General features: G+C 46.5%; 15 protein-coding genes and 1 pseudogene. 7 read left to right on the top strand and 9 right to left on the bottom strand.

Annotated elements, in window-relative coordinates; translation table 11 throughout:
- Together Q0438_RS05955 and Q0438_RS05950 are read left to right on the top strand one after the other, a co-directional pair.
- Positions 1-984 (top strand): annotated as a pseudogene (locus Q0438_RS05955) (RNA degradosome polyphosphate kinase); the annotation flags it as partial.
- 504 nt (positions 985-1,488) lie between these two features.
- The gene (locus tag Q0438_RS05950) at positions 1,489-4,479 is read left to right on the top strand and encodes a TonB-dependent hemoglobin/transferrin/lactoferrin family receptor (RefSeq protein ID WP_299188514.1); all 2,991 of its coding nucleotides are present in this window, start codon (positions 1,489-1,491) and stop codon (positions 4,477-4,479) included.
- Positions 4,480-5,052: 573 nt separating this feature from the next.
- Here the strand turns inward: Q0438_RS05950 and ppa are convergent.
- From ppa to aspS, 4 genes are all read right to left on the bottom strand, one after another.
- Positions 5,053-5,571 (bottom strand): inorganic diphosphatase, encoded by a 519-nt coding sequence (gene ppa / locus Q0438_RS05945; RefSeq protein WP_297896257.1) that lies wholly within the window; start codon positions 5,569-5,571, stop codon positions 5,053-5,055.
- Positions 5,572-5,580: 9 nt separating this feature from the next.
- Positions 5,581-6,012: a YgiW/YdeI family stress tolerance OB fold protein gene (locus tag Q0438_RS05940; RefSeq protein WP_299188511.1), complete on the bottom strand. Its 432-nt coding sequence runs from the start codon at positions 6,010-6,012 to the stop codon at positions 5,581-5,583.
- A gap of 196 nt (positions 6,013-6,208) precedes the next feature.
- Positions 6,209-6,790, bottom strand: coding sequence for an adenylate kinase (locus Q0438_RS05935; RefSeq protein ID WP_297882540.1), 582 nt, complete (start codon positions 6,788-6,790; stop codon positions 6,209-6,211).
- The gene (aspS, locus tag Q0438_RS05930) at positions 6,787-8,541 is read right to left on the bottom strand and encodes an aspartate--tRNA ligase (RefSeq protein ID WP_299188509.1); all 1,755 of its coding nucleotides are present in this window, start codon (positions 8,539-8,541) and stop codon (positions 6,787-6,789) included. The genes Q0438_RS05935 and aspS overlap by 4 nt, the downstream gene beginning before the upstream one ends.
- Before the next feature lie 97 nt (positions 8,542-8,638).
- Here aspS and Q0438_RS05925 point away from each other — a divergent pair, with 97 nt between their 5' ends.
- From Q0438_RS05925 to Q0438_RS05905, 5 genes are all read left to right on the top strand, one after another.
- Complete coding sequence (locus Q0438_RS05925; protein ID WP_299188507.1) at positions 8,639-9,520, top strand: NAD(+) kinase; 882 nt, start codon at positions 8,639-8,641, stop codon at positions 9,518-9,520.
- The gene (locus Q0438_RS05920; RefSeq protein WP_299188504.1) at positions 9,514-11,037 is read left to right on the top strand and encodes an AAA family ATPase; all 1,524 of its coding nucleotides are present in this window, start codon (positions 9,514-9,516) and stop codon (positions 11,035-11,037) included. Before Q0438_RS05925 ends, Q0438_RS05920 begins: the two co-directional genes overlap by 7 nt.
- Positions 11,038-11,162: 125 nt before the next feature.
- Positions 11,163-11,951 (top strand): TatD family hydrolase, encoded by a 789-nt coding sequence (locus Q0438_RS05915; RefSeq protein ID WP_299188502.1) that lies wholly within the window; start codon positions 11,163-11,165, stop codon positions 11,949-11,951.
- Entirely contained in the window at positions 11,951-12,955 is a 1,005-nt protein-coding gene (locus Q0438_RS05910; RefSeq protein WP_299188500.1) for a lytic transglycosylase domain-containing protein, read from the top strand. Before Q0438_RS05915 ends, Q0438_RS05910 begins: the two co-directional genes overlap by 1 nt.
- A 12-nt stretch (positions 12,956-12,967) precedes the next feature.
- Positions 12,968-13,717, top strand: a complete 750-nt coding sequence (locus Q0438_RS05905; RefSeq protein ID WP_299188499.1) for a septal ring lytic transglycosylase RlpA family protein — start codon at positions 12,968-12,970, stop codon at positions 13,715-13,717.
- 284 nt (positions 13,718-14,001) lie between these two features.
- Here Q0438_RS05905 and Q0438_RS05900 read toward each other — a convergent pair whose 3' ends face one another.
- From Q0438_RS05900 to Q0438_RS05880, 5 genes are all read right to left on the bottom strand, one after another.
- Positions 14,002-14,790 (bottom strand): tetratricopeptide repeat protein, encoded by a 789-nt coding sequence (locus Q0438_RS05900; protein ID WP_299188498.1) that lies wholly within the window; start codon positions 14,788-14,790, stop codon positions 14,002-14,004.
- Between the two features lie 186 nt (positions 14,791-14,976).
- Complete coding sequence (locus tag Q0438_RS05895) at positions 14,977-15,513, bottom strand: hypothetical protein (RefSeq protein WP_299188496.1); 537 nt, start codon at positions 15,511-15,513, stop codon at positions 14,977-14,979.
- Positions 15,514-15,534: 21 nt separating this feature from the next.
- Complete coding sequence (locus tag Q0438_RS05890) at positions 15,535-16,056, bottom strand: hypothetical protein (RefSeq protein ID WP_299188493.1); 522 nt, start codon at positions 16,054-16,056, stop codon at positions 15,535-15,537.
- 453 nt (positions 16,057-16,509) lie between these two features.
- Positions 16,510-18,702 (bottom strand): hypothetical protein, encoded by a 2,193-nt coding sequence (locus Q0438_RS05885; protein ID WP_299188490.1) that lies wholly within the window; start codon positions 18,700-18,702, stop codon positions 16,510-16,512.
- Positions 18,656-20,740 carry a replicative DNA helicase gene (locus Q0438_RS05880; protein ID WP_299188487.1) on the bottom strand — a complete coding sequence of 695 codons (2,085 nt, stop codon included), beginning with the start codon at positions 20,738-20,740 and terminating at the stop codon, positions 18,656-18,658. Before Q0438_RS05880 ends, Q0438_RS05885 begins: the two co-directional genes overlap by 47 nt.
- Positions 20,741-20,755: the final 15 nt, after the last annotated feature.

The raw sequence follows: 20,755 nt of genomic DNA, 5'->3' as shown, positions 1-20,755 counted from the left end.
GTGGAGAAAAACTCCCCGATCGTCCAGAGCCTGATCGAGGCCGCAAGCGACGGCAAGCAGGTAACGGTGATGGTAGAGCTTAAGGCGAGGTTTGATGAAGAAAACAACCTGCACTGGGCGAAGGCGCTTGAAGACGCGGGCGCGCACGTCATCTACGGCATCACGGGCTTTAAAGTCCACGCCAAGGTAACGCAGATCATCAAAAAAGAGGACGGCAAGCTAAAATTTTATATCCACCTAGGCACGGGCAACTACAACGGCTCGAGCGCTAAAATTTACACCGACGTGAGCTTTTTTACCTGCGGCGACCGCTTCGATAAGGACACGACGAATTTCTTCCACATCCTCTCGGGCTACAACAAAAACCGCAAGCTTGACAACCTCGCTATGTCGCCGATGCAGATCAAAGAGCGGCTCTTAGCGATGGTAAAAAACGAGGAGAAAAAAGGCTCTGCCGGCAGGATCATCGCTAAGATGAACGCTCTTGTCGACGGCGATATGATCAAGGCGCTGTATAAAGCAAGCGCTGCGGGCGTAAAGATCGATCTCATCGTGCGCGGCATCTGCTGCTTGCGCCCGGCGCTTAAGGGCGTTAGCGAAAATATCCGCGTGATCTCGATCGTCGGTAAATACCTGGAGCACGCTAGAATTTTTTATTTCGCGCACGCGCAGCCCAGCCTATACATCGCGAGCGCGGATTGGATGCCGCGAAATTTAGAGCGCAGGCTGGAGCTGATGAGCCCGATTTACAACGAAAATTTGCAAAACAAGCTCAAAGAAATTTTAAAACTTCAGCTAAGCGACAATGAGCTCGCATTCGAGCTGCAAAGCAGCGGCGAGTACCGAAAGATCGTGCCGAAAAAGGGCGAAGAGAAAATTGACGATCAGGAATTTTTAGAAATTTATTTCAATAAAATTTATAAAAACATCCGCAAACACGACGAAAGCGGCACGGCGCTAACCAAGCTTTTGAAGGAGAGCTAGGCGCCTAGAAATTTTGCGCCGTCTTGGGCTATCTACGGACCTAGCCCACACGCAAGCCGAGCTTATAAATGCTAAATGAGGAATTTTGCGCCGCAAACGCTTGAGTAAATTTACGGAAATTCGAAATTTTATAAATTTTGCAGGGCGCAGCTTCGTAAAAATGCCGACCCGCATGATGCCCGAAATACTACGAGCGTAGATAAAATTCCGCTTACTTATGATAAAATTTTCAAATTTTTTAACTTAAAATTTCAAAATTTATTTACCCCATCATCGTTTAGAATTTCATAAAAAACTTTAAAATTTAAAGTAAAAATTTGTAATTTTAAAAAACGTAAATTTAAGAGATAGATGCGCAAGACTGGGGAATTCTTTAAACTTAATTAAGTTCCATAATTATAAATGATAAATAAATTCTTTTTAATTTAAATTTAAAGAATTTTTCACTATTATAGCGCCTCTTTTAATAACGCATATGAGAAATAGTATTATAAAAGGATCGAAATGAGCTTACTTAGGCTTTCTGTTGCGGCTATAGGTACGCTATGTTTATGTGCAGTCACTTTAGCTGCGCAAGACGATAGCGAAGGTGGCTCCCAAGATTTGGGGCAGATCAATGTTACGGGAAACGTAGAAAGCGACCCGCTTACCAAAAAAGTCGGCGAAACCAAAAAGAGCTCCAAGCAACTTGCCAAAGAGCAAGTTAGCGATAGTAGAGATATGGTTCGTCACGAAACCGGCGTTTCAGTTGTCGAAAGCGGAAGATTCGGTGCTAGTGGTTATTCGATCCGCGGCGTGGATGAAAACCGTGTAGATATAAGTATTGATGGACTTCGCCAAGCAGAAACGTTAAGCTCGCAAGGTTTTAAAGATCTATTTGAAGGATACGGAAACTTTAATAACACTAGAAACGGCGTTGAGGTTGAAAACGTAAGACAGGTAGATATCACTAAAGGTGCAGATTCGGTAAAAAGAGGCTCGGGCGCGCTAGGTGGTTCTGTGGCGTTTGAGACAAAGGATGCGAGAGACTATCTAACGGAGAAGGATTGGTATTACGGATTTAAACGCGGGTATCAAAGCGCAGATAGACAAAACTGGCAAAGCCACGCAGCTGCAGTTCGGTTTAAATGGTTTGATCTCTTGGCTATTCACACCGATAGAGAAGGACATGAACTAAAAAACTGGGGTTATAAAGACTATGACCCAACCGTCATCAGAAAAGTTAGGGAAAAGCCCGATCCGTATAGAATTTACAAAAAAAGCACATTGGTAAAATTTGGCTTTCAGCCTACCGATACCGATAGATTTAGCTTAGGATACGATAAGTCTAATATAAAATCGGAAGGAACGGATTGGTCAAATCAATTCGCTCTTTACAATACGCAAACCCCTTGGGGAGCATTGACTAACGATATACGACACACTAACGATACAAGCGAAAGAAAGAATTACTCGTTTTCTTACGAAAATTTCGATGAAACGCCTTTATGGGATAGCCTGAAATTTAGCTACAATAAGCAACGTATTAAACTAAAGGCAAGAACGGACGAATATTGCGAGGGCGATAACTGCGCGGGTATTTCAAATCCGTCCGGTCTACATATAAACGAAAACGGAAAAATGGTAGATAAATACGGAGGAGAAGTAAAGACATGGCTAAAGTGGGGATTTATGCCTACATTAGTAGATAGTCAATTTGATTTTTCAGATCCGGATAATCCAAAAAATGAACCTCATATATTAAATACGGACGCGTATAGTAGTTATAAACCTAATGATGATGTTTACGTAAATTGTGATGAATATGATTGTTCTAAAGGTATGACTCTTTTTGATACCGATAGCGGCACATATAAAACATATTCCATAAACAAAATAACTACACCTTATAGCAAAGGCAATTACGGTAAATTATCACCCGTTGGCTCGGATCAAGTACTTTTACCTAGTGAAAACGGATATGTAGAAAATAACTGGAAAGATAGAGATTTAAATACCGATACTAAGCAGTTTAATCTTGATCTTACAAAAGATTTTCAGATAAAAAGTACGGAACACTCTCTAAGCTATGGCGGACTCTATAGCAAAAGCGATAAAAGTATGATAAATAAAGCGGGTTATTCTCCTCAAAATAAGCAATGGTGGGCTAAATATTTTGCCGGAGTTAGAAATACGAATCCTAAGTTTCCCATATTAGGCACTTGGTATCCAGAAAAATGCCAATCATACACCAACGCTTCTTCTTATAATAATTCTTGCGGCCACGCAGATGAACCGTTTAGTTTTCTTATTCCGGTTGAGACCAAAACCGGAGCGCTTTATGTGGGAGATGACTTTCGTATAAACGATGTTTTAGCCTTTGATCTTAATTATAGGTATGATAAGGTTAAACACAATCCATCATATACCCCAGGCGTTACCCCAAAAATTCCAACTGATCTATTTATCGGAATGTTTGTTCCTTATACTCCACTTCCCGGTACACCGTCTAGTGATGAGATAAAGGCGCATAAAAATGCAAATGCGGAAGCCAACACCGTATATTTAGCTTCTCAGAAGAGAAAATATTCGGCAAATTCATATTCTTTATCTACAAGCATCGATCCACTTGATTTTTTCAGGCTTCAGCTTAAATATGCAAACGGATTTAGGGCGCCTACTTCGGACGAAATTTACTTCACTTTCCAGCATCCGGATTTTTCGATATATCCGAATTTGGATTTGAAAAAAGAAACGGCAAAGACTAAAGAGATTGCCTTTACGTTTCATAATTCGCCAAGCTTCGTTACATTAAATTTATTCCAAACGGATTATAGGAATTTTATAGATTTACAATATAGGGGGGAATTCCAGCTTCCTTACGGGAACGGCGGAAGTACAATGCCTACCTCTGTGTATCAAAACGTAAATCGTCCAAAAGCAAGAGTAAGAGGAATAGAGATAGATTCAAGACTGGCTTTGGATCAAATTTGGCAGCCATTGCAGGGTTTTAGCATTGGATACAAGCTAAGTATCCAAAAGGGTAGAATGGACATAGGCAATGGCAAAATAGATACTCCGATGAATGCAATCCAGCCTAGAACGGCGGTTTATAGTGTAAGCTACCAAAGCCCAGGCGATAAATTCGGCGCAGATCTATTTGTAACTGCGGTAGCTGCAAAAAAAGGAGACGACACCTATAATATGTATTGGTATGAGCAAGCGCGAAGCGGCAAAATCGTAAACGGCAAACCTGTAAGCAATAGCGAAGTGGAATGGAGAAGCGGCGGATATACCACGATAGACTTCGTAACATATGTAAAGCCGATCAAATATCTAACTCTTCGTGCAGGCGCATATAATATAACCGATCGCAAATATATCACTTGGGAAAGCGCCAGATCAATAAGGCCTTTTGGAACTAGCAATCTGATAGATCAAGAAACAGGGCTTGGCATCAACCGCTTTTACTCGCCGGGTAGGAACTATAAACTCACATGGGAGTTTCAGTTTTAAAAATTTAATCAAGTGTTTGACGTCTTATTAAAACAAAAGCCTTTGGAATCAAAATTTATAGATTTATTACTAAATTTAAAAAGATGGCGATAGTAAATCATTTGGCATCATTTAGATTTCCGAATTTTATGCAGCGTGTAAATTTTAAATTTTTACGTAGTACGGCAGACCAAAGGCTCTTGTCTGTGATGACATCAGCTTTGTAATTTTGCAATGACGCCCGCGATCTCTTTCAAAATCAAGATAGCGAATTTCTAATTTTAACTGCGGTCTATATGGAGCCTTTAGCTCGCGGAATTTCTCCGTTGTTAACGTATAAGGCTCCGATCCCCGTAGCACCATTTCACGCAATGTAGTTTTAAAAAATCTTTATTAAATAAATCCAAAGCCGCTTGGCTTAACCGCCAAAAAATAAGCGATAAAAAACCAAGCGCGGGCTACGGTTAAAATTTGCACGGAATTTAAAATATTTTAAAATTTGAAAATTTGTAGAATTAAAATTTAACGATAAATTTGACCGAGTGGATCGGTCAAATTTTGATTAAATTTTAGCGCCGAGCGCGCAAAAATGTATTATTTATAAGCCTTGATCGCTTTATCAAGGATTTTCTCCGCCTCGGCGGCGCTTGCGAAATCCTTTACTTTGACCCATTTATTCGGCTCTAAAAGCTTGTAGGTTTCGAAGAAATTTTTGATCTTATCCAGCGTCGCTTTAGGCAGATCGGAGATAGATTTAATGCCCTCATATCGCGGATCGATCTTGCTAACCGGCACGGCAAGCAGCTTCTCGTCCATGCCGCTTTCGTCCTCCATCATCAAAACACCGATTAGACGGCATGGGATCACGCTACCGGCGGCAAGCGGGTATTCGTTTAGAACCAAAACATCCGCAGGATCGCCGTCGTCGGCCAAGGTATTGGGCACGAAGCCGTAGTTTGCGGGATAAAACATCGCGCCGTAGAGCACGCGATCTACGCAGAGCGCACCGCTTGCTTTGTCGATCTCGTATTTGATATTCGAGCCGTAAGGGATCTCGATCACTGCATTGATTTTGTCGGGGTTTGAGCCCACTTTTATCTTTGAAAGATCCATAGTTTTCCTTTATTTAGAATTTAAAATTTTGATATTTTTCACGTCTATCGTCGTTTTGGTAAAATCTTTGTCGATCTCGCCGCTAATTCGCACGAGCGTATTTTCATCCACGCTCACGCCGCGCCAAACGTCATCATCGATCTCAACCTCGATGCTATCGCCGTTTTGATCCACAAATCTATAATGCTCGTGTCTGAGTTGAGATTTTATCTTGCCGTCGATCGTGACAAAAGAATCATCTCTTAATGTAAGCGCCTCTTTGACGCTCGACGGCTGAGTTTGCGCCGCGGAGCCGCTCGGGACGAACCCGCCCGCGCCGAATGCAGCCGCACATAAAGCCATACTAAGTAAAAATTTTCTAACCATATCTATCCTTAAAATTTTAATCTCTGCGTTCGCAAACAGATCTGAAATTTTATTAAATTTAAAAACCGCTTGCAATTTGATGCTCGCATTAAATTTGCGGCGCGAGCTGCTTAAATTTACGCTTAAAATTTGGCTATCTAGCGCAACGGCAAGCTATAAATTTAAAGGCGCGCTCGCACAGAGGCGCGTTAAATTTAAGCGCGATCTGTACCGCTTGCGATGCAAAAAAGGAGCCGGAAGCGCTTAAAATTTAAGTCGCCATCCAAGCGCGCTAGCCCAGTTTTTCGATCTGCGCGGCGATTATAGCGTTTATGTCCGCTACGATCTCCTCGACCGTGCGCTCGCCGTTTACGCTGTAAAATACGCCCGCGTCGCCGTAAAATTTACGGATATCCTCGATCGGCTCTGAAAATACCGCCATGCGGTTTTTAAAGACTTCCTCGTTATCGTCCGCTCCGCGAGCGCGTCCTAAAACACGCTCCTTGGCGACCTCCTCGCTAACGCATACCTCGATTACCGCGCTAAGATTTACATCATCGTCTCCTCGCAGCACCTCGTCTAGTTTGCTCATCTGCTCGACGCTTCTTGGATAGCCGTCGATGATGATGAAGTCTTTAGGTGAGCTTTTAATTGCGCTAACGATAGCATTTACGACGATATCAAGCGGCACGAGATTGCCTTTAGAGATGAAGCCGTCTATCTGCCTACCAAGAGCGCTGCCGCTTGCTACCTCGGCACGCAGCAGATCGCCTGTGGAGTAGTGCTCGATGCTTTGATTCATCTGAGCGATCATGCTCGCATCGGTCGTTTTGCCGCTGCCAGGAGCGCCAATGATTAGAAAAAGGCTTTTCATTTTTGCTCCTTCTTATGAAGCCTGAGACCTAGCTCGCGAAGCTGCTCGTCTGTAACGACGCTAGGGGCTTTGGTAAGCGGACACTGCGCGCGCTGCGTTTTAGGAAACGCGATAACCTCGCGGATACTGCTTGAGCCGGTAACCAGCATCATCAGCCTATCAAAGCCAATCGCGATACCTCCGTGCGGAGGCGCGCCGAAGCTTAGCGCGTCGAGCAGGAAGCCGAATTTCTCCCTCTGCTCCGCAGGCTCGATCTTAAGCAGCCTAAAGACCTTTTCTTGAATGTCCGCCTTGTGGATCCTGATGCTACCGCCGCCAAGCTCGATGCCGTTTAGCACGACGTCGTAGGCAATCGAGGTAATATCCTCTAAATCAGGCTCGTCGGGATTGTTCGGCATAGTGAAAGGATGGTGCATCGCGGAGTAGCTGCCGTCGTCGTTTTGCTCAAACATAGGGAAATTTACGACCCACAAAAACTCAAGCCTGTTCGGATCGATCAGACCAAGCTCGTTTGCGAGGAAAATTCTAAATCTGCCCATATAATCAAGCACGATTTTCTTTTTGCCCGCGCCGAAAAATACGACGTCGCCGACTTTAAGCTCGCAGCGTTTGATGAGTTCGTCCAGCTCGCTTTTTTCAAAGAATTTTACCAGCGGCCCCTTCAGCCCATCCTCTTTTACTTGGATAAACGCAAGGCCTTGCGCGCCGAATTTTTTAACGTATTCCTCAAAGCCTTGCATCTGCCGTTTGCTAAATTTTAGATCGCCGCCCTCGACTTTCAGAGCTTTTACGCGGTTGGCTTTACGATCCTTGGCTAAATTTGAAAAAATTTCGTTGCTCGATTTTTCAAAAATATCGGCTACGTCGATGAAAGGCATATCGTAGCGCAGATCGGGCTTGTCGCTGCCGTAAAGCTCCATCGCGTCTTTATACTCCATATGTCTAAAAGGAGTGACGATCTCGCGGCCGCAGGATTTGAAAATGTCCTTTAAAACCTCCTCAGCTACGTTCATTACGTCGTATTGGGTGTTGAAGCTCATCTCAATATCGATCTGCGTAAATTCCGGCTGGCGGTCGGCGCGGAGGTCTTCGTCGCGGAAGCAGCGCGCGATCTGGAAATATTTATCAAAGCCCGAGCACATCAAAAGCTGCTTGAAAAGCTGCGGACTTTGCGGAAGCGCGTAGAAGCTGCCCGGATAGACGCGGCTAGGCACCAGATAATCCCTAGCGCCCTCGGGCGTCGCGCGCGTTAAGATCGGCGTTTCGACCTCTACAAAGCCGAGCCTATCGAGCGCATTTCGCGCGGCGATCGCGGCCTTGGAGCGCATCTTAAATTTATCGAAGCTTCCATCGGCACGCAGATCCAAAAAGCGGTATTTCAGCTTCGTTTCCTCATTGACGCTTTTATCGCCGATTACGAAAGGAAGCGGTTTGCTTGGATTTTCGATCTGTAGGTCTTCTACCACGACTTCGATGTCGCCGGTTTTTAAATTTGGATTTTCCAGCCCTTCGCCGCGAGCTCGGACCTTGCCGACGGCTTTTAGGACAAATTCGTTTCGTACTTCGTTTGCAATTTCATACGCTTTTTTGCTATCTTTGGGATCGCACACGAGCTGAAGCAAGCCGCTTCGGTCGCGCAAATCTATGAAAATAACGCCGCCGTGGTCGCGGTAGGAATTTACCCAGCCGCATACGGTTACATTTTTGCCGATGTCCTTTTTACTCAAATCCGTGCAGTAATGACTTCGCAAAATTACTCCTTTTTAATAAAATTTCAAGAGCCGATTATAGTTAAATTTTGCTTTTACAAAGCTAATTTTTTATAAAATAGCGCCCGAAAGTAGAAAAATGGAAAGCAAAAATAAAATCCACGAAAATTTAAAATTTGCAGGGCTAATAGCCAAAAAATCGGAGGAAATTCGCCCCGTCGCGGAGCAAATTTGTGAAATTTTAAAAGCGCAAGGTATCGAACTTTTGATGCAGCAAGATAGCGCCGAATTTTTAGGCTTCAAGCCGCATACACTCGCCGAAATTTTAAAAAAGACCAATTTTTTAATCAGCCTCGGCGGCGATGGCACGCTCATCGGACTTGCGAGGCTGCTAAGCGACAAAAACGCCTTTATTTTGGGTATCAACGCGGGCACTTTGGGCTTCTTAACGGATGTGCAGCCGAGCGAATTCGCAAAATTTTTAAAGGAATTTTTGCGCGGCGAATATGAGATCGAGCGCCCGTTTTTACTCGAAGTGATACTGGAAAACGGCAGCGGCAAAATCATCCGCAAGACCGCATTTAACGACGTCGTAATCACTCGCAGCCATATCTCTTCAATGGCAAAGATCGACGCCTTTTTAAACAGAAAATATTTCAACACCTACTACGGCGACGGCGTGATCGTAAGCTCCGCCGTGGGCTCGACCGCGTATAATATGAGCGCCAACGGCCCGATCGTCTATCCTCTATGCGACGTGTTTTGCGTCACGCCGATCTGCTCGCACAGCCTGACGCAGCGGCCTTTGATCCTTCCCAAAGAATATCTCGTAAGCTTCAAAAACGCCGGAAGCTCAGAAGTTGGCGTCGTCATCGATGGACAAGACGTTTTTGATATGGCGGAATTTAGCAGCGTGAGCGCTAAAATTTCACACGCCAAAGCAAATTTAATAAAACGCAAGAGCTACGATTATTTCGACGTTTTAAAAGCCAAACTCAGATGGGGACACGGCGGATGCTAGAGCGGGTCTATATCAAAAATAATCTAAGCTTCGGCGAAGTTGATCTGCGCTTCGGCGCGGGGCTGAATGTATTTACGGGCAGCAGCGGCGCGGGCAAATCGATACTGATGAACGCGATTTTGGCGGTCTTTGCTCTAAAAGACAGCGACGCGGGGCTCATCGAAGCCGATGTGAATAGTGAATTTGAGATGGACGAGTTCGGCCTACAAAACGAGACGCCGAATAACTTCAGGCTCGTAAAAGACCGCTCCGTGCGCTATTTCATCAACTCTCAATCGGTCTCGAAAAAAAATCTAAATTTAATCGTCGGCGGCTACGTAAAATTTTTAGGCTCCAAAGACAGCGGCGAGATAAACAGCGCAAATTTACTCGCGCTGCTGGATGCGTGCGCCTGCAAAAAAAGCGCCGCGCACGGGCAAAATTTGGCCAAATTTAAAGAAGCTTTCGAGCAATTTATCGCCGTGCAAAAACAGATCGCGCTGATAAATGAGCAGGAGCGCAAGATCGAGGAGCTTAAAGAATTCGCTCGCTTCGAGATTGAAAAGATCGAGCGCGTATCGCCTAAAATCGGCGAATACGACGAGCTTTTGCAGATCAAAAAGAGGCTCAGCAAAAAAGATAAGATCGAGGAGCTTTGGGCGCAGGCGGAGCAAATTTTCGCTTTCGAACGCAGCGCGACCGAGGCGCTGAAGCTCAGCGGCTTTGAGAGCGATTTTTTCGAAGAAGCGATGAACGAGCTGCGACTAAAGCGCGAGAGCCTAAATTTAGACGAGCTAGAAAACATCGACATAGAGCAAATTTTAGATCGCATCGAGGCTCTTAGCGCGCTAAATAGGCGCTACGGAAGCGTCGAAGAGGCGCTAGCTACGCTTGAAGCGCGCAAGAAAGAGCTTGCGCATTATGAGCAGATCGGCTTTGAAAAATCAAAGCTGCAAAGCGAGTTTGAAATTTTAAAAAAGCAAACGGATGAGCTTGCTGGCGCGATCAGTGCAGCCAGAAAGAGCAAAAAGGACGCCCTTGAGCAGCTCATAAATTCCTATCTTAGCGAGCTTTATATGAACGGCGTGGGGCTTGAGTTTAAAGAAGCAGAGCTAAACGAGCGCGGACGTGACGAGATCGGCACGAGTATCGATAAAACCGATTTTAAAAGCCTTAGCTCGGGTGAGACGAACCGCCTGCGCCTCGCGTTTATCGCCGCGAGCCTGGATCTTACGAACGAGGGCGGCGGAATTTTGATATTAGATGAGATCGATTCAAATTTAAGCGGCAAAGAGGCAATGAGTATCGCAAACGTGCTAGTAAAAATTTCAAAATTTTATCAAATTTTTGCGATCTCGCACCAGCCGCAGCTTAGCTCCAAGGCCGCGGCGCATTTTTTGGTAAGCAAAGAGGGCGGCTCCTCGTCGGTGAGGCTGCTGGGCGAAGAGGAGAAGATCACCGAGCTTGCCAGGATGATAAGCGGCAAGACGATCACCGCCGAAGCCCTAGAATTCGCTAAAAAACTAAGGCTCGGTTAAAAGAATTTTAAGTTTAAGTTTAAATCTGAAATTTTTCGCTACAATACCGCGTTTAATTTTAGTTTAAGCGTGATTTTGCAAAAAATCGTAGAATCCGCTTCGAGAAATTTTATTAAGTGAGTTTTATGATTATAGATACACATTGCCATTTAGACGATGCCAGCTTCGATGCCGATCTTGACGCGGTTTTAGACCGCGCGCAGAGTGCAGGCGTGCGAAGCATCATAATACCCGGCGCAGATATAGCCGATCTTGACAAAGCCTGCGATATAGCGCATTCGCACACGAATGTGTATTTTGCCGCAGGCGTGCACCCATACGAGATAAAATCCATAGATATGGAGGTACTGGAACGGTACGCGGACGATCCAAAGTGCGTGGGCATCGGCGAATGCGGGCTTGACTACTTTAGACTGAAGCAGAGCCCCGAAGCCAAATCCGCCGAAATCTCCTCTCAAAAACAAGCCTTCATATCACAAATCGACCTAGCAATAAAACTCCAAAAACCACTCATAATCCATATCCGCGATGCCAACGAAGATAGCTTTCAAATTTTAAAAAAGCGAGCGGGTGAGCTTTGCGGCGGAGTTTTGCACTGCTTCAACGCTAGCAAGCTTTTGCTAAGTCTCGCAGATAGCGGGTTTTACTTCGGCATCGGAGGAGTTTTGACATTTAAAAACGCCAAAAGCTTGGCAGAAATTTTACCTCAAATTCCGCTAGAGCGATTATTAATAGAAACGGACGCGCCATATCTCACGCCGCATCCTCATCGCGGCGAGCGCAACGAGCCGGCATACACGAGGCTGGTGGTAGAAAAAATAGCCGAAATTTTAAATTTAAGTGTAGATGAAATCGAAGATATAACCAGCCAAAACGCCTGTAGGCTTTTTGGCGATCAGATCAAAGGAGAATAATGAAAGCCTTGAAATTCATATTTTTAGCACTACTTTTAGTAGCTGAAGGGTTTGCAAGTCAGCCGAATTTGATGCGCGCAAACCACGACTATATTTTAAATCAATTCGGTATCGAGAATAACGAATCGAGTCAAAACGTAGTCGCGGGTATCTTTCGCGCGATCGACGCAGGCGACCGCAGGCAGTTTAAACACATAGTCACCAGCCAATCGCATAACGCGTATCTGGTAAAAACCGAAATCGACAATATCGAGGCGCCGGAGTTTCTGCTCTATCTCGCGATGGTCGAATCGCATCTTAAAAATACCGTAACTTCTGGCGCAAGCGCGGGCGGTATGTGGCAGCTGATGCCCACGACGGCAAAAAATTTCGGCCTTAGAGTCGATAATGCCGTAGACGAGCGCCGCGATCCGGCAGCCTCGACGGATGCGGCGTTTTCATACATCTTGCACCTAAAGCAAAATTTCGGCAAATGGTATCTAGCGCTTATGGCGTATAACTGCGGCGAGCAGAGACTTAGAAACGCCATTAACGCCACCGGAAGCGACGATTTGGGTCGCCTTTTAAAGAGCAAAGCGCTCCCTACGGAGACTAAAAATTTCATCAAACGCATCATCAAATACGCCTATATCGCGCAAAACGAGAATATGCGTAAAATTTTACTCTTCGAAAACGAGCCGTGGGGACTAAAGCGTATCGCCGTAGCTCCAGGCACGAAGCTAAGCGCCGTCGCCAAGCAGATCGGAATTTCGCCGTCGCAGATGCAGGATTACAACGCGCACATTAAAAACGGCATCTCTCCGCTTAACGGCAAGTACTTTTTCTACATCCCGCAGAGCAAATACGCCGAGTTTGTCGTAAATCAAGGCATCTTGCAAGCCTATGAGCCGCGCCTAAAAAATCGCAAAGGCAAAGCCAAGGGCGCACTTGCCGGCTTAACGGACGAGCTTAGCGCGAAAAATAAAAAGGTAGTGGCTTTAAATAATATAAAATTTAACAAATAGATCGGAGCGTAGGTGTCGTATCGAAAAATAGCCCTTCTTAGCGTGTTTTTTGCGCTGATCTTCGCCGGCTGCTCGTTTCGTACCACACCGTCATCCAGATCTACGGGCGGCGCCAAGATCGGCAAAAACTCCCCCGCCACCATGCGGCCCTATAAGATCAACGGCAAAACCTACTACCCCGAGCAAGTAAGCGTCGGCGATACCCAGATCGGTATCGCCAGCTGGTACGGGCCGAATTTTCACGGCAAATACACCTCAAACGGCGAAATTTACGATATGAACGGAATGACCGCCGCACATAAAACCTACCCGATGAATACTATGGTAAAGGTCGTTAATCGCGATACCGGCGCCACCGTAACCGTGCGTATCAACGACCGCGGTCCATTCGTGGACGGACGCGTCATCGATCTTAGCAAAACGGCGGCCAATCTAGTGGGCGTTTTTGCCAGGGGTACGGCGCCGGTAAAGCTCGAAGTAGTGGGCTTTTACGGACATACCATCGCCAAAGGCTCGCCGAAAGCAACCATCGTCGGCGGAAATTTTATGGTGCAAATCGGCGCGTTTAGAAACAGAAGCGGGGCGCAAATTTACCAACTCGACTACCACAACACCTCGGGCTATCCGGCTATAATCAAAGAGTTTGTTTTCGAAGGCGCTCCGATCTACCGCGTCTTTTTAAGCGGATTTAAGAGCGAGGACGAGGCGAGAGATTTCGCGCACGGCGGTAAATTTAGCGGCGCATTTATCGTAAGAGAGTAGCTCTTTAAATTTGGAAATTCTACGGCTAAATTTGATCCGTATTTTAAATAAGAATTGCGATTGATTTAGCCTACTTTAAATTTCGACTCCTCATGCCAGGTTCGAAATAATACTACGCAAATATAAAGTAGATCGCTGCGGTGAAAGATTTATAGAATTTCAAGCATCTGTAGAGCCGTATGACGTGAAAAGAATGCGTATAAATGAAGCTGAAAATTTCAAAATTTAAAGCTAAAATTTTAAAAATTTTACGAGCAAGCAAATTTATACCGTTTTAAATTTGCCTACCATCGCTTGATTTTTTCTAAATCCTTGCACATTTGCGTGTCGCCACCCTCGCAACCTAGCTTTAAATATCGCCTCAAATATAAAATTTGCTCTTTCTCCTCTTTGCTCATATCAAGCACCCATTTGCACGCCTCCTTTATATTGCCCCTGTCGCAAGCCTTTTTACAAAAATTTTTGCCTTCATTTTTATCTACTTTAGCCCACAACAGTAGTCCGTAAGCGTAGCACGAAGGGTAATGCTCTCCGTTGCAGCCGATTTCATAAAATTTCATAACCTCATTTATATTCTCATTCTCTCTGTTTAACGATGTGGCAAAGTGCCCGCATCCTGCGGGATTTCCTGCATCGCAGGATTTTTTAAAATACTCTTTTGCCACAAGCTCATCCTTTTTTACGCCCTCGCCGTAAAAATATAAATGCCCGTAATCGTCGCAAAATTTCGCGTCCAGCTCGCAAGCTCTTTCATAATATGTCTTGATTTTCGCGTGTTTTTCATCCAAAGAAGTAAGCGAATACGCTTGTCCCATAAAAATGCAACCTTTGGCATATCCCAAACTGCATGATTTTTCAAAAAATTCCAATGCCAAATCGTCGTTTTTTCGTGTGCAAAATCTATTATTTAGAATTAAAGCCGCCAAATAGCATGCTTTGCCGTCGCCGCTACTGCATTTCTTAAAATTTAAATCGTAAGTATCGCATGCAGGCGCCGCTAGAGAATAAATTTCGCTTACGCTCTCAGCCTTTAAAAACAGAACCGACGCGAGTATAAACAATAGTGCTTTCATTTTAATCTTTACGAATGATATAAATTTAAATTTAGATCGGCAGGCGACGTAAATTTTATCTTTTTACTAGCGGCTACGCTTTAGTTGCGCTCTGCCGCGACCGGCATCATTAAGATCAAAGACGCCAAATTGCAGGATAAAATTCTTTCATTATCGCTCTTTACTCCTCTTTGGATTTGCCATCTTTTACTCCTTGGTTGAATTTTCATTTTCATGGTATTCTTGATAAATTTTCCCGTATGCCTTTCTAGCGCATTTTACAGGATCGCGATCTTTACTGCCGCGCAAACAGCCGTCTAGAGCTTCTCTTAGTTCGCAAGATTTTAACTTAAGTAGTTTTTTCTCATCGGTAAATCTTTCGCAAGCTATAACATAGCTACTAAAAGCCCTTTCAATATTACCTCTTCTCATAATGTCAAATATTCCCAGATTGTAGCAGGACTCGGCGATGCCTGCCTTGCAAGATTTATCTAATGGTGCGACCGAGGCTTCACGCATACCCAGTTCAAAGCCCATAATATAACCCACATCGGCACATCCGATCATATCTCCACTATCGCATTTTTCGGATAAAATTTTTATTAGCCTAGTGCACGAGCTATATTTGCCGTTTCCTTTATCGCATTCATTATAAAGATTTTCCTCTTCAGCCGTAGGCTTGCCAGCCATTGCGACAGAAACTAAAAATATCATAGAATAAAATATAAAGCCTAGCCTTGTCATTTCAACTCCCCATATAGTTTATTATAAATTTCTTTCATTTTTCCTCTTGGGTTGCACTCTTTGTCTTCCATACAAATTTTTTTTAAGTTCATCGTAAAATCCGCAATACTCATGTGCAGATTCCGAATCCATACTACATATTTTTTTAAAGCTCTTTAAAACCCTATCCGTATTTCCGGTGAAATACAGATCTTCCCAATTAAGGCATAAGCAACTCGTCATTAAATTTGCATCGCAACTTTTAACAAGATAATTTATAGCTTTTTCGTCTCTATTTAATGTCAATAAAAGAAGTGCATTTAATTCACAACTTAAATAACGCCTATCATCGTCGCACTCTTTAGATAAAATTTCAACGAGTTTATTGCACGAACCGTATTTTCCGTCACCGTAATCGCAGGATTTAAAAAGCGTCCTTTGCTCTTCGTTATTAAAATCCTCTAACTTTATCAAGCTTGTCAAATGCGATTTTGCTGCAGTAGGAATCGCCGCAAATGCCACTATAAACGCAAATAACGAAATTTTAAGATAGAATTTTTTCATTATCGCTCCTTGTTTTAAGCGGCGATTATATTTAAAAATTTTTAGCTGGCTCTTAAATTTAAAGGGTGCGGCGGCGCGATAAGTGCGCCGTAATCCCACCCGCCTGCGCTTAGATGAAATTTTAAATTTTAGCCGCTGTCGCGCAAGCCTCGCGCACGCAAATTCCTCAATCCGCCGCTAAATTTTACTCGCAACGGGTCTAAATCGCGCCGCATTTCGCGTAGGATAAAATTTTATAAATTCAAAACCTGAGGCGCTGTTTATTGCGCATCTGCTACGCTATTCGTTTTGTGCCGCCTATTTTTTTGCCGCTAGTTTCGCTACTGTTTCGCATCTACCGAACTGCCCGTTTTGATGCACGCCGTACGCCGTACGCTACGCACGAAGGCTCCATAATCCGCCGTAAAATTTCGCTCGCAACGGGTCTAAGTTGCGCGGGAATAATCTGCCGCCCTACTTCCCGTCTAAATTTAAAATTTCACTCGAAATTTCATCTATCGTCGCGTTGAAATCCTGCGCCAACGCGCGCTTTAGCTCCTCTTTCGCCACCATCATATCGCGCACGATCGCGGCTTCAAACTCCTCTCGGTTCAGCGCCTCGTCGCCCTTGGCAAACGCAAAATCCAGCCCGAACCACGTAACCACGGCAAACGCAGGCACGCACACTACCGCGCCCGGGCCGCATACGAGCCCCGCGCTACCGCTAGTCGCGCTGGCACCCGCCTTGGCAAGGGTTTTCGCGCCCGTCTTGGCCGCAGTTTTAGCGAGGCTCTTACTTATCAGTTTTGCGCCTAGCACGCCGCCCAGCGCCCCAAGCCCCGTTCCGCTCGCGCGATACGCCTTACTTTTTAGGCTGAAGCTCTGCGTGACGTTGAGATCAACTTTCGCGCCGTATTTTTTGAGCGTAAAATTTAGCGAGTTCTCATAATTTTTGACGTTTGCCGCAGCGATTTTAGCGATGTTCTCGCCAAAATCTTTCGGGAAGCTTTCGCTTACGAAGAGCGCAAATTTCTCATTCAGATACGCCCCCGCGTCATCGTCCCACACGCCGTGCCACAGCACTAGATAATCGCTCAGAAACGAGTAATTGAAATCCGCCATTTTCTGCGCGCTAAGCCTCGCGCCCTCGTCGTAAACGGCGTCGATGTAGCTATTCAGCGCGGACGCGGCGTTTGCTTCCGCGGCGAAGCGCGTGGCGTTTAGCTCGCCTCTTAGAACGTCCGCCTCGCGCGCGCTTAAGATCAGCCGCTCGCCGCTTTGCAGCACGATCTGCACGCTCGTCTCGACCGCGCTTTTAGGATGCACACTCTCCGAGCCGCCGCCTGCCGCGCGCGTCTGCGCGGCGCAGATCAAACACAGCGTGACGTAGGCAAGCGCGAATATCGTGCCGCTAAAGCGCCCTATTTTGGGCGCGGCTGCGGCTCGCGGCATAAAAAGCACGAAGGCGCAAAGATGCAAAATCGCGCAGTAAAAGAGGAAATCACCCGCGCAGATCAGAAACAAAAGAGCGATTTTTAGCGAGCTAGGGCTCTGCGACAGCGCCAGCTCAAACAGCGCGTTTTTGTAAAATTTCAAAGCGTAAATTTCATTTAACAGGGCGGATCTGAAGTGCGCTTGCGGCGCGGTAGATTTTAAAATTTCAAAAATTTCAGGGATTGATGCGGAGCTTGTCGCGGAATTTTTAGCGGAACTGTCGGCGGCCATGCTCGGTGCGGCGGGACTTGGAGCTAAATTTAAATTTTGCGCTGCGGCGGAGCTTGCCGTAGAATTTTTAGCGTTGATTTGCAGCGCAGCGGCGGTATTTGCCTTATAATTTGCAGCCGAGACCTGCGCCGTCCTGACGGAGCTCGCTTTAAAATTTGCGGCCGAAGCAGCGAGCTTTTTAACGGCGTCCGACGCGGACTTGATAACATTGTCCGCCTCGGAATTTCGCACAACTATGGCGGCGTTGTTCGCAGCGGAATTTTTAGCGGATTTGGCGGCATTATCTGTTGCTAAATTTCCGACGGGCGCGGAAGCGTCGTTTGTCGCGAAATTTCCCATGGATGTGGCGGTGCGGGCGGGCGAAGTAAAATTTATCGCGGAATTTTGAGAGTGCATGTCTAAATCCGCAGCATCCGCAAGCCGCAAATAGGCTAAATTTATGGCAAAATTTACCGCTACGGCAAGCACGGCGAGTAGCAAAATGCTAAGTTTGAGCGATAAAATTCTAGGATTTTTAATCTCTTTTAGACTGAGCTTCAGCACCGCTAGGCGCATCAGAGCAAGAGCTGCAGGCAGCGCCGCGAGCGTCACGAATAACTCCGCGCCGCGCAGATCTGCTAGGCCTAGCGCCAAAGTGGCGCTTAAGAGGATCGCGCCCGCGCAGGCCAAAACCCCGCTTATCAGCCTGCCTCTAAAAATTTTAATCAAAGTTCCGCCGCTGCGAAATAGAGCCGCGTTGGCGCGCTGCTTCGCCTCGTAAAAAAAGCTAAATAGCACCCGAAATAGCGCATAAGCCCAAAACGCCGCTAGCGCGCAAAAGCCCGCGTCGCCCAAATCCTGCGCGTAAAGCGCGAAGCAAAAAACGCTAACGATCAACGCTAGCCTAAGCGCTATTTCACAGATCCAGCGGCGCGTCGTCGTCATCGAGCCTGTTTGCCTCATTGATCTTTGGAATGCCCATCTCTTCGATATTTAGAGGCGGTGCGGGTTTAAATTTCGCCTCGTCCTCTTGCCGCTCCTGCATCTCAAAAGGCGGCTCATCGCCCTTACCGCTTTCAAAATACGTAGCATCCTCTTGCCGTGCGTTATTTGCACCTTGCTGCGCGCCTTTTGTACCCCGCGATGTGCCTTTTACGCCTTGCAGAGTGCCCGCTAAATTTTTATGCGCGCCCTCTGTTTGAGGCGCGACGACGCCCGCTCTCGTATCATCTAAATTTTGCCCCTTAAATTCTTGCTTTTGCGGTGCGTTCTGTGCCGCACGACGCACCTCTGCTAAGCCCTGCTCTGCGCTAAGCTTAAACTCGCCGTCTATCTCCTCGCCGTCCTGCCCGCTGCTTTGGCCGAAGCTAGGCATCTCGTCAAAATCGATATTTACTCCGGGGTTTCGAGCGCTAGCGGAGCTTGTATTTAAATTTACGCCGCTATTTTGCGCTTCGTTAAAATTTTGAGCTTCATTAAAATTCTGCGTTAAATTCTGCTGCAAATTCTGCGCCGTATCGAGGCGCGGCGCAGCAGGCTCCTCAAAGCCCTGATCTTGCAGCTGCGAAACGTAGTCGAGATTGTCGTTTTCATTAAAGATCGCGCTCTCGCTTGGTTCGCCGCCGAAGCTCGTATCGACAAAACGGGTAAATCTGCCCTGAAAGCCCACCTCGATCGTCCTGCCCGCCTCTCCAGAGCGGTTTTTGCCGACGATAATTTCGGCTTTTTCCTGATAGTCGTTACGCCTAAACACGGGCTCGCCCGCATCCTTGCCCTCGGCCTCCAGCCGCGAAATGCGCTCGCGCTCCATCTGCTCTTTATAAACCTCGTCGCGATAGACGAAAAGTATGATGTCGGCATCCTGCTCGATCGCGCCGCTTTCGCGCAGATCGCTTAGCATCGGGCGTTTGTTCGAGCGCGCCTCGAGCGAGCGGTTTAGCTGCGATAGCGCGATGATCGGGATGTTTAGCTCGCGCGCTAAGAGCTTGAGCCCGCGCGAAATTTCGGCGATTTGCAGGTGGCGCTCGGAGTAGTTGCTCGTGCTCGTCATAAGTCCAATGTAATCGATCACGCAAAGCTCGATGTTAGCGTCCGCGGATTTAAGTTTGCGCAGCTGGGTGCGGACCTGGTGGATGTTTACATAGCCGCTGTCATAGACGAAAAGCGGCATATTCAGCACCGCGTCGCAAGCGTCGTTAAAACGCGTCCAGTCGTCGTCGCTGAGCTTGGCGCTCATTATGTCGCTTAGCGGGATCGAGCTAAGCGCGCTTAGTATGCGATACATCAGCTGCACGGAGGGCATCTCGAGCGAGAAAAATACGACGCCTTTGCCGCTTTGCAGCGTTTTCATCATCAAATTTAGCGCAAAGGCGGTCTTACCCATGCCGGGGCGAGCGGCGATTATGATGAGCTCGCCAGGCTTCAGCCCCTTCGTGCAGTCGTTTAGGAAGCGAAAGCCGGTATCCAGCCCCACGAGCTCCGAGCCTGCGAGCGCCTTTTGGCGCTTCAGTTCCTCTACCACGTCGGCGATAATCTCGTGCGATTTTTTGATGCCGCCGTGGCGTTCCTCGTCGATTAGCTCGTAAATTTTGGAGCTGATTTTATCGGCGGTATCTTTGCTGCGCACGGCTTCGTTTACCATCGAAGGGATCTCGTGCGCGACCTTGATTAGCGAGCGCTTGATCGATTTTTCGCGCAGCTCGAGTGCGTATTTTGGGGCATCGACCACGCCGCTGGTGGCTACGACCTCGGTAAATGCGCCATCGTCGTAGCGCTCGGCTAGCCATTTTTTAACAAAGCTCGGTGCTATCGGCTCATTGTGCGATGAGCATTTGACGATCGCCTCGTAGATATCGGCATGCGGCTTGTAGAAAAAATCGCCGACCGAGATTATCTCGCTCAGCTCGCCGTATGCGTCCTCGTTTTGCAAAAGCGAGCTTAAGATCGCGCGCTCCATATCCAGATCGTATAAATTTGCAGGCACATTCTGCTTCGTTGCCATCGCTTCCCCCGTCGT

Origin of the sequence: uncultured Campylobacter sp., assembly GCF_938030785.1 — a bacterium.
Lineage (GTDB): Bacteria > Campylobacterota > Campylobacteria > Campylobacterales > Campylobacteraceae > Campylobacter_B.
This window is presented reverse-complemented; position numbering and strand designations above follow the sequence as displayed.

What these genes read in the sequence shown, in the direction of transcription:
- Q0438_RS05880 (WP_299188487.1), bottom strand. Translation starts at nt 20,740, where the DNA reads ATGGCAACGAAGCAGAATGTGCCTGCAAATTTATACGATCTGGATATG.
- Q0438_RS05900 (WP_299188498.1), bottom strand. Translation starts at nt 14,790, where the DNA reads ATGAAAGCACTATTGTTTATACTCGCGTCGGTTCTGTTTTTAAAGGCT.
- Q0438_RS05915 (WP_299188502.1), top strand. Translation starts at nt 11,163, where the DNA reads ATGATTATAGATACACATTGCCATTTAGACGATGCCAGCTTCGATGCC.
- Q0438_RS05950 (WP_299188514.1), top strand. Translation starts at nt 1,489, where the DNA reads ATGAGCTTACTTAGGCTTTCTGTTGCGGCTATAGGTACGCTATGTTTA.
- Q0438_RS05910 (WP_299188500.1), top strand. Translation starts at nt 11,951, where the DNA reads ATGAAAGCCTTGAAATTCATATTTTTAGCACTACTTTTAGTAGCTGAA.
- Q0438_RS05895 (WP_299188496.1), bottom strand. Translation starts at nt 15,513, where the DNA reads ATGACAAGGCTAGGCTTTATATTTTATTCTATGATATTTTTAGTTTCT.
- Q0438_RS05925 (WP_299188507.1), top strand. Translation starts at nt 8,639, where the DNA reads ATGGAAAGCAAAAATAAAATCCACGAAAATTTAAAATTTGCAGGGCTA.
- Q0438_RS05935 (WP_297882540.1), bottom strand. Translation starts at nt 6,790, where the DNA reads ATGAAAAGCCTTTTTCTAATCATTGGCGCTCCTGGCAGCGGCAAAACG.
- Q0438_RS05920 (WP_299188504.1), top strand. Translation starts at nt 9,514, where the DNA reads ATGCTAGAGCGGGTCTATATCAAAAATAATCTAAGCTTCGGCGAAGTT.
- ppa (WP_297896257.1), bottom strand. Translation starts at nt 5,571, where the DNA reads ATGGATCTTTCAAAGATAAAAGTGGGCTCAAACCCCGACAAAATCAAT.
- Q0438_RS05890 (WP_299188493.1), bottom strand. Translation starts at nt 16,056, where the DNA reads ATGAAAAAATTCTATCTTAAAATTTCGTTATTTGCGTTTATAGTGGCA.
- Q0438_RS05885 (WP_299188490.1), bottom strand. Translation starts at nt 18,702, where the DNA reads ATGAGGCAAACAGGCTCGATGACGACGACGCGCCGCTGGATCTGTGAA.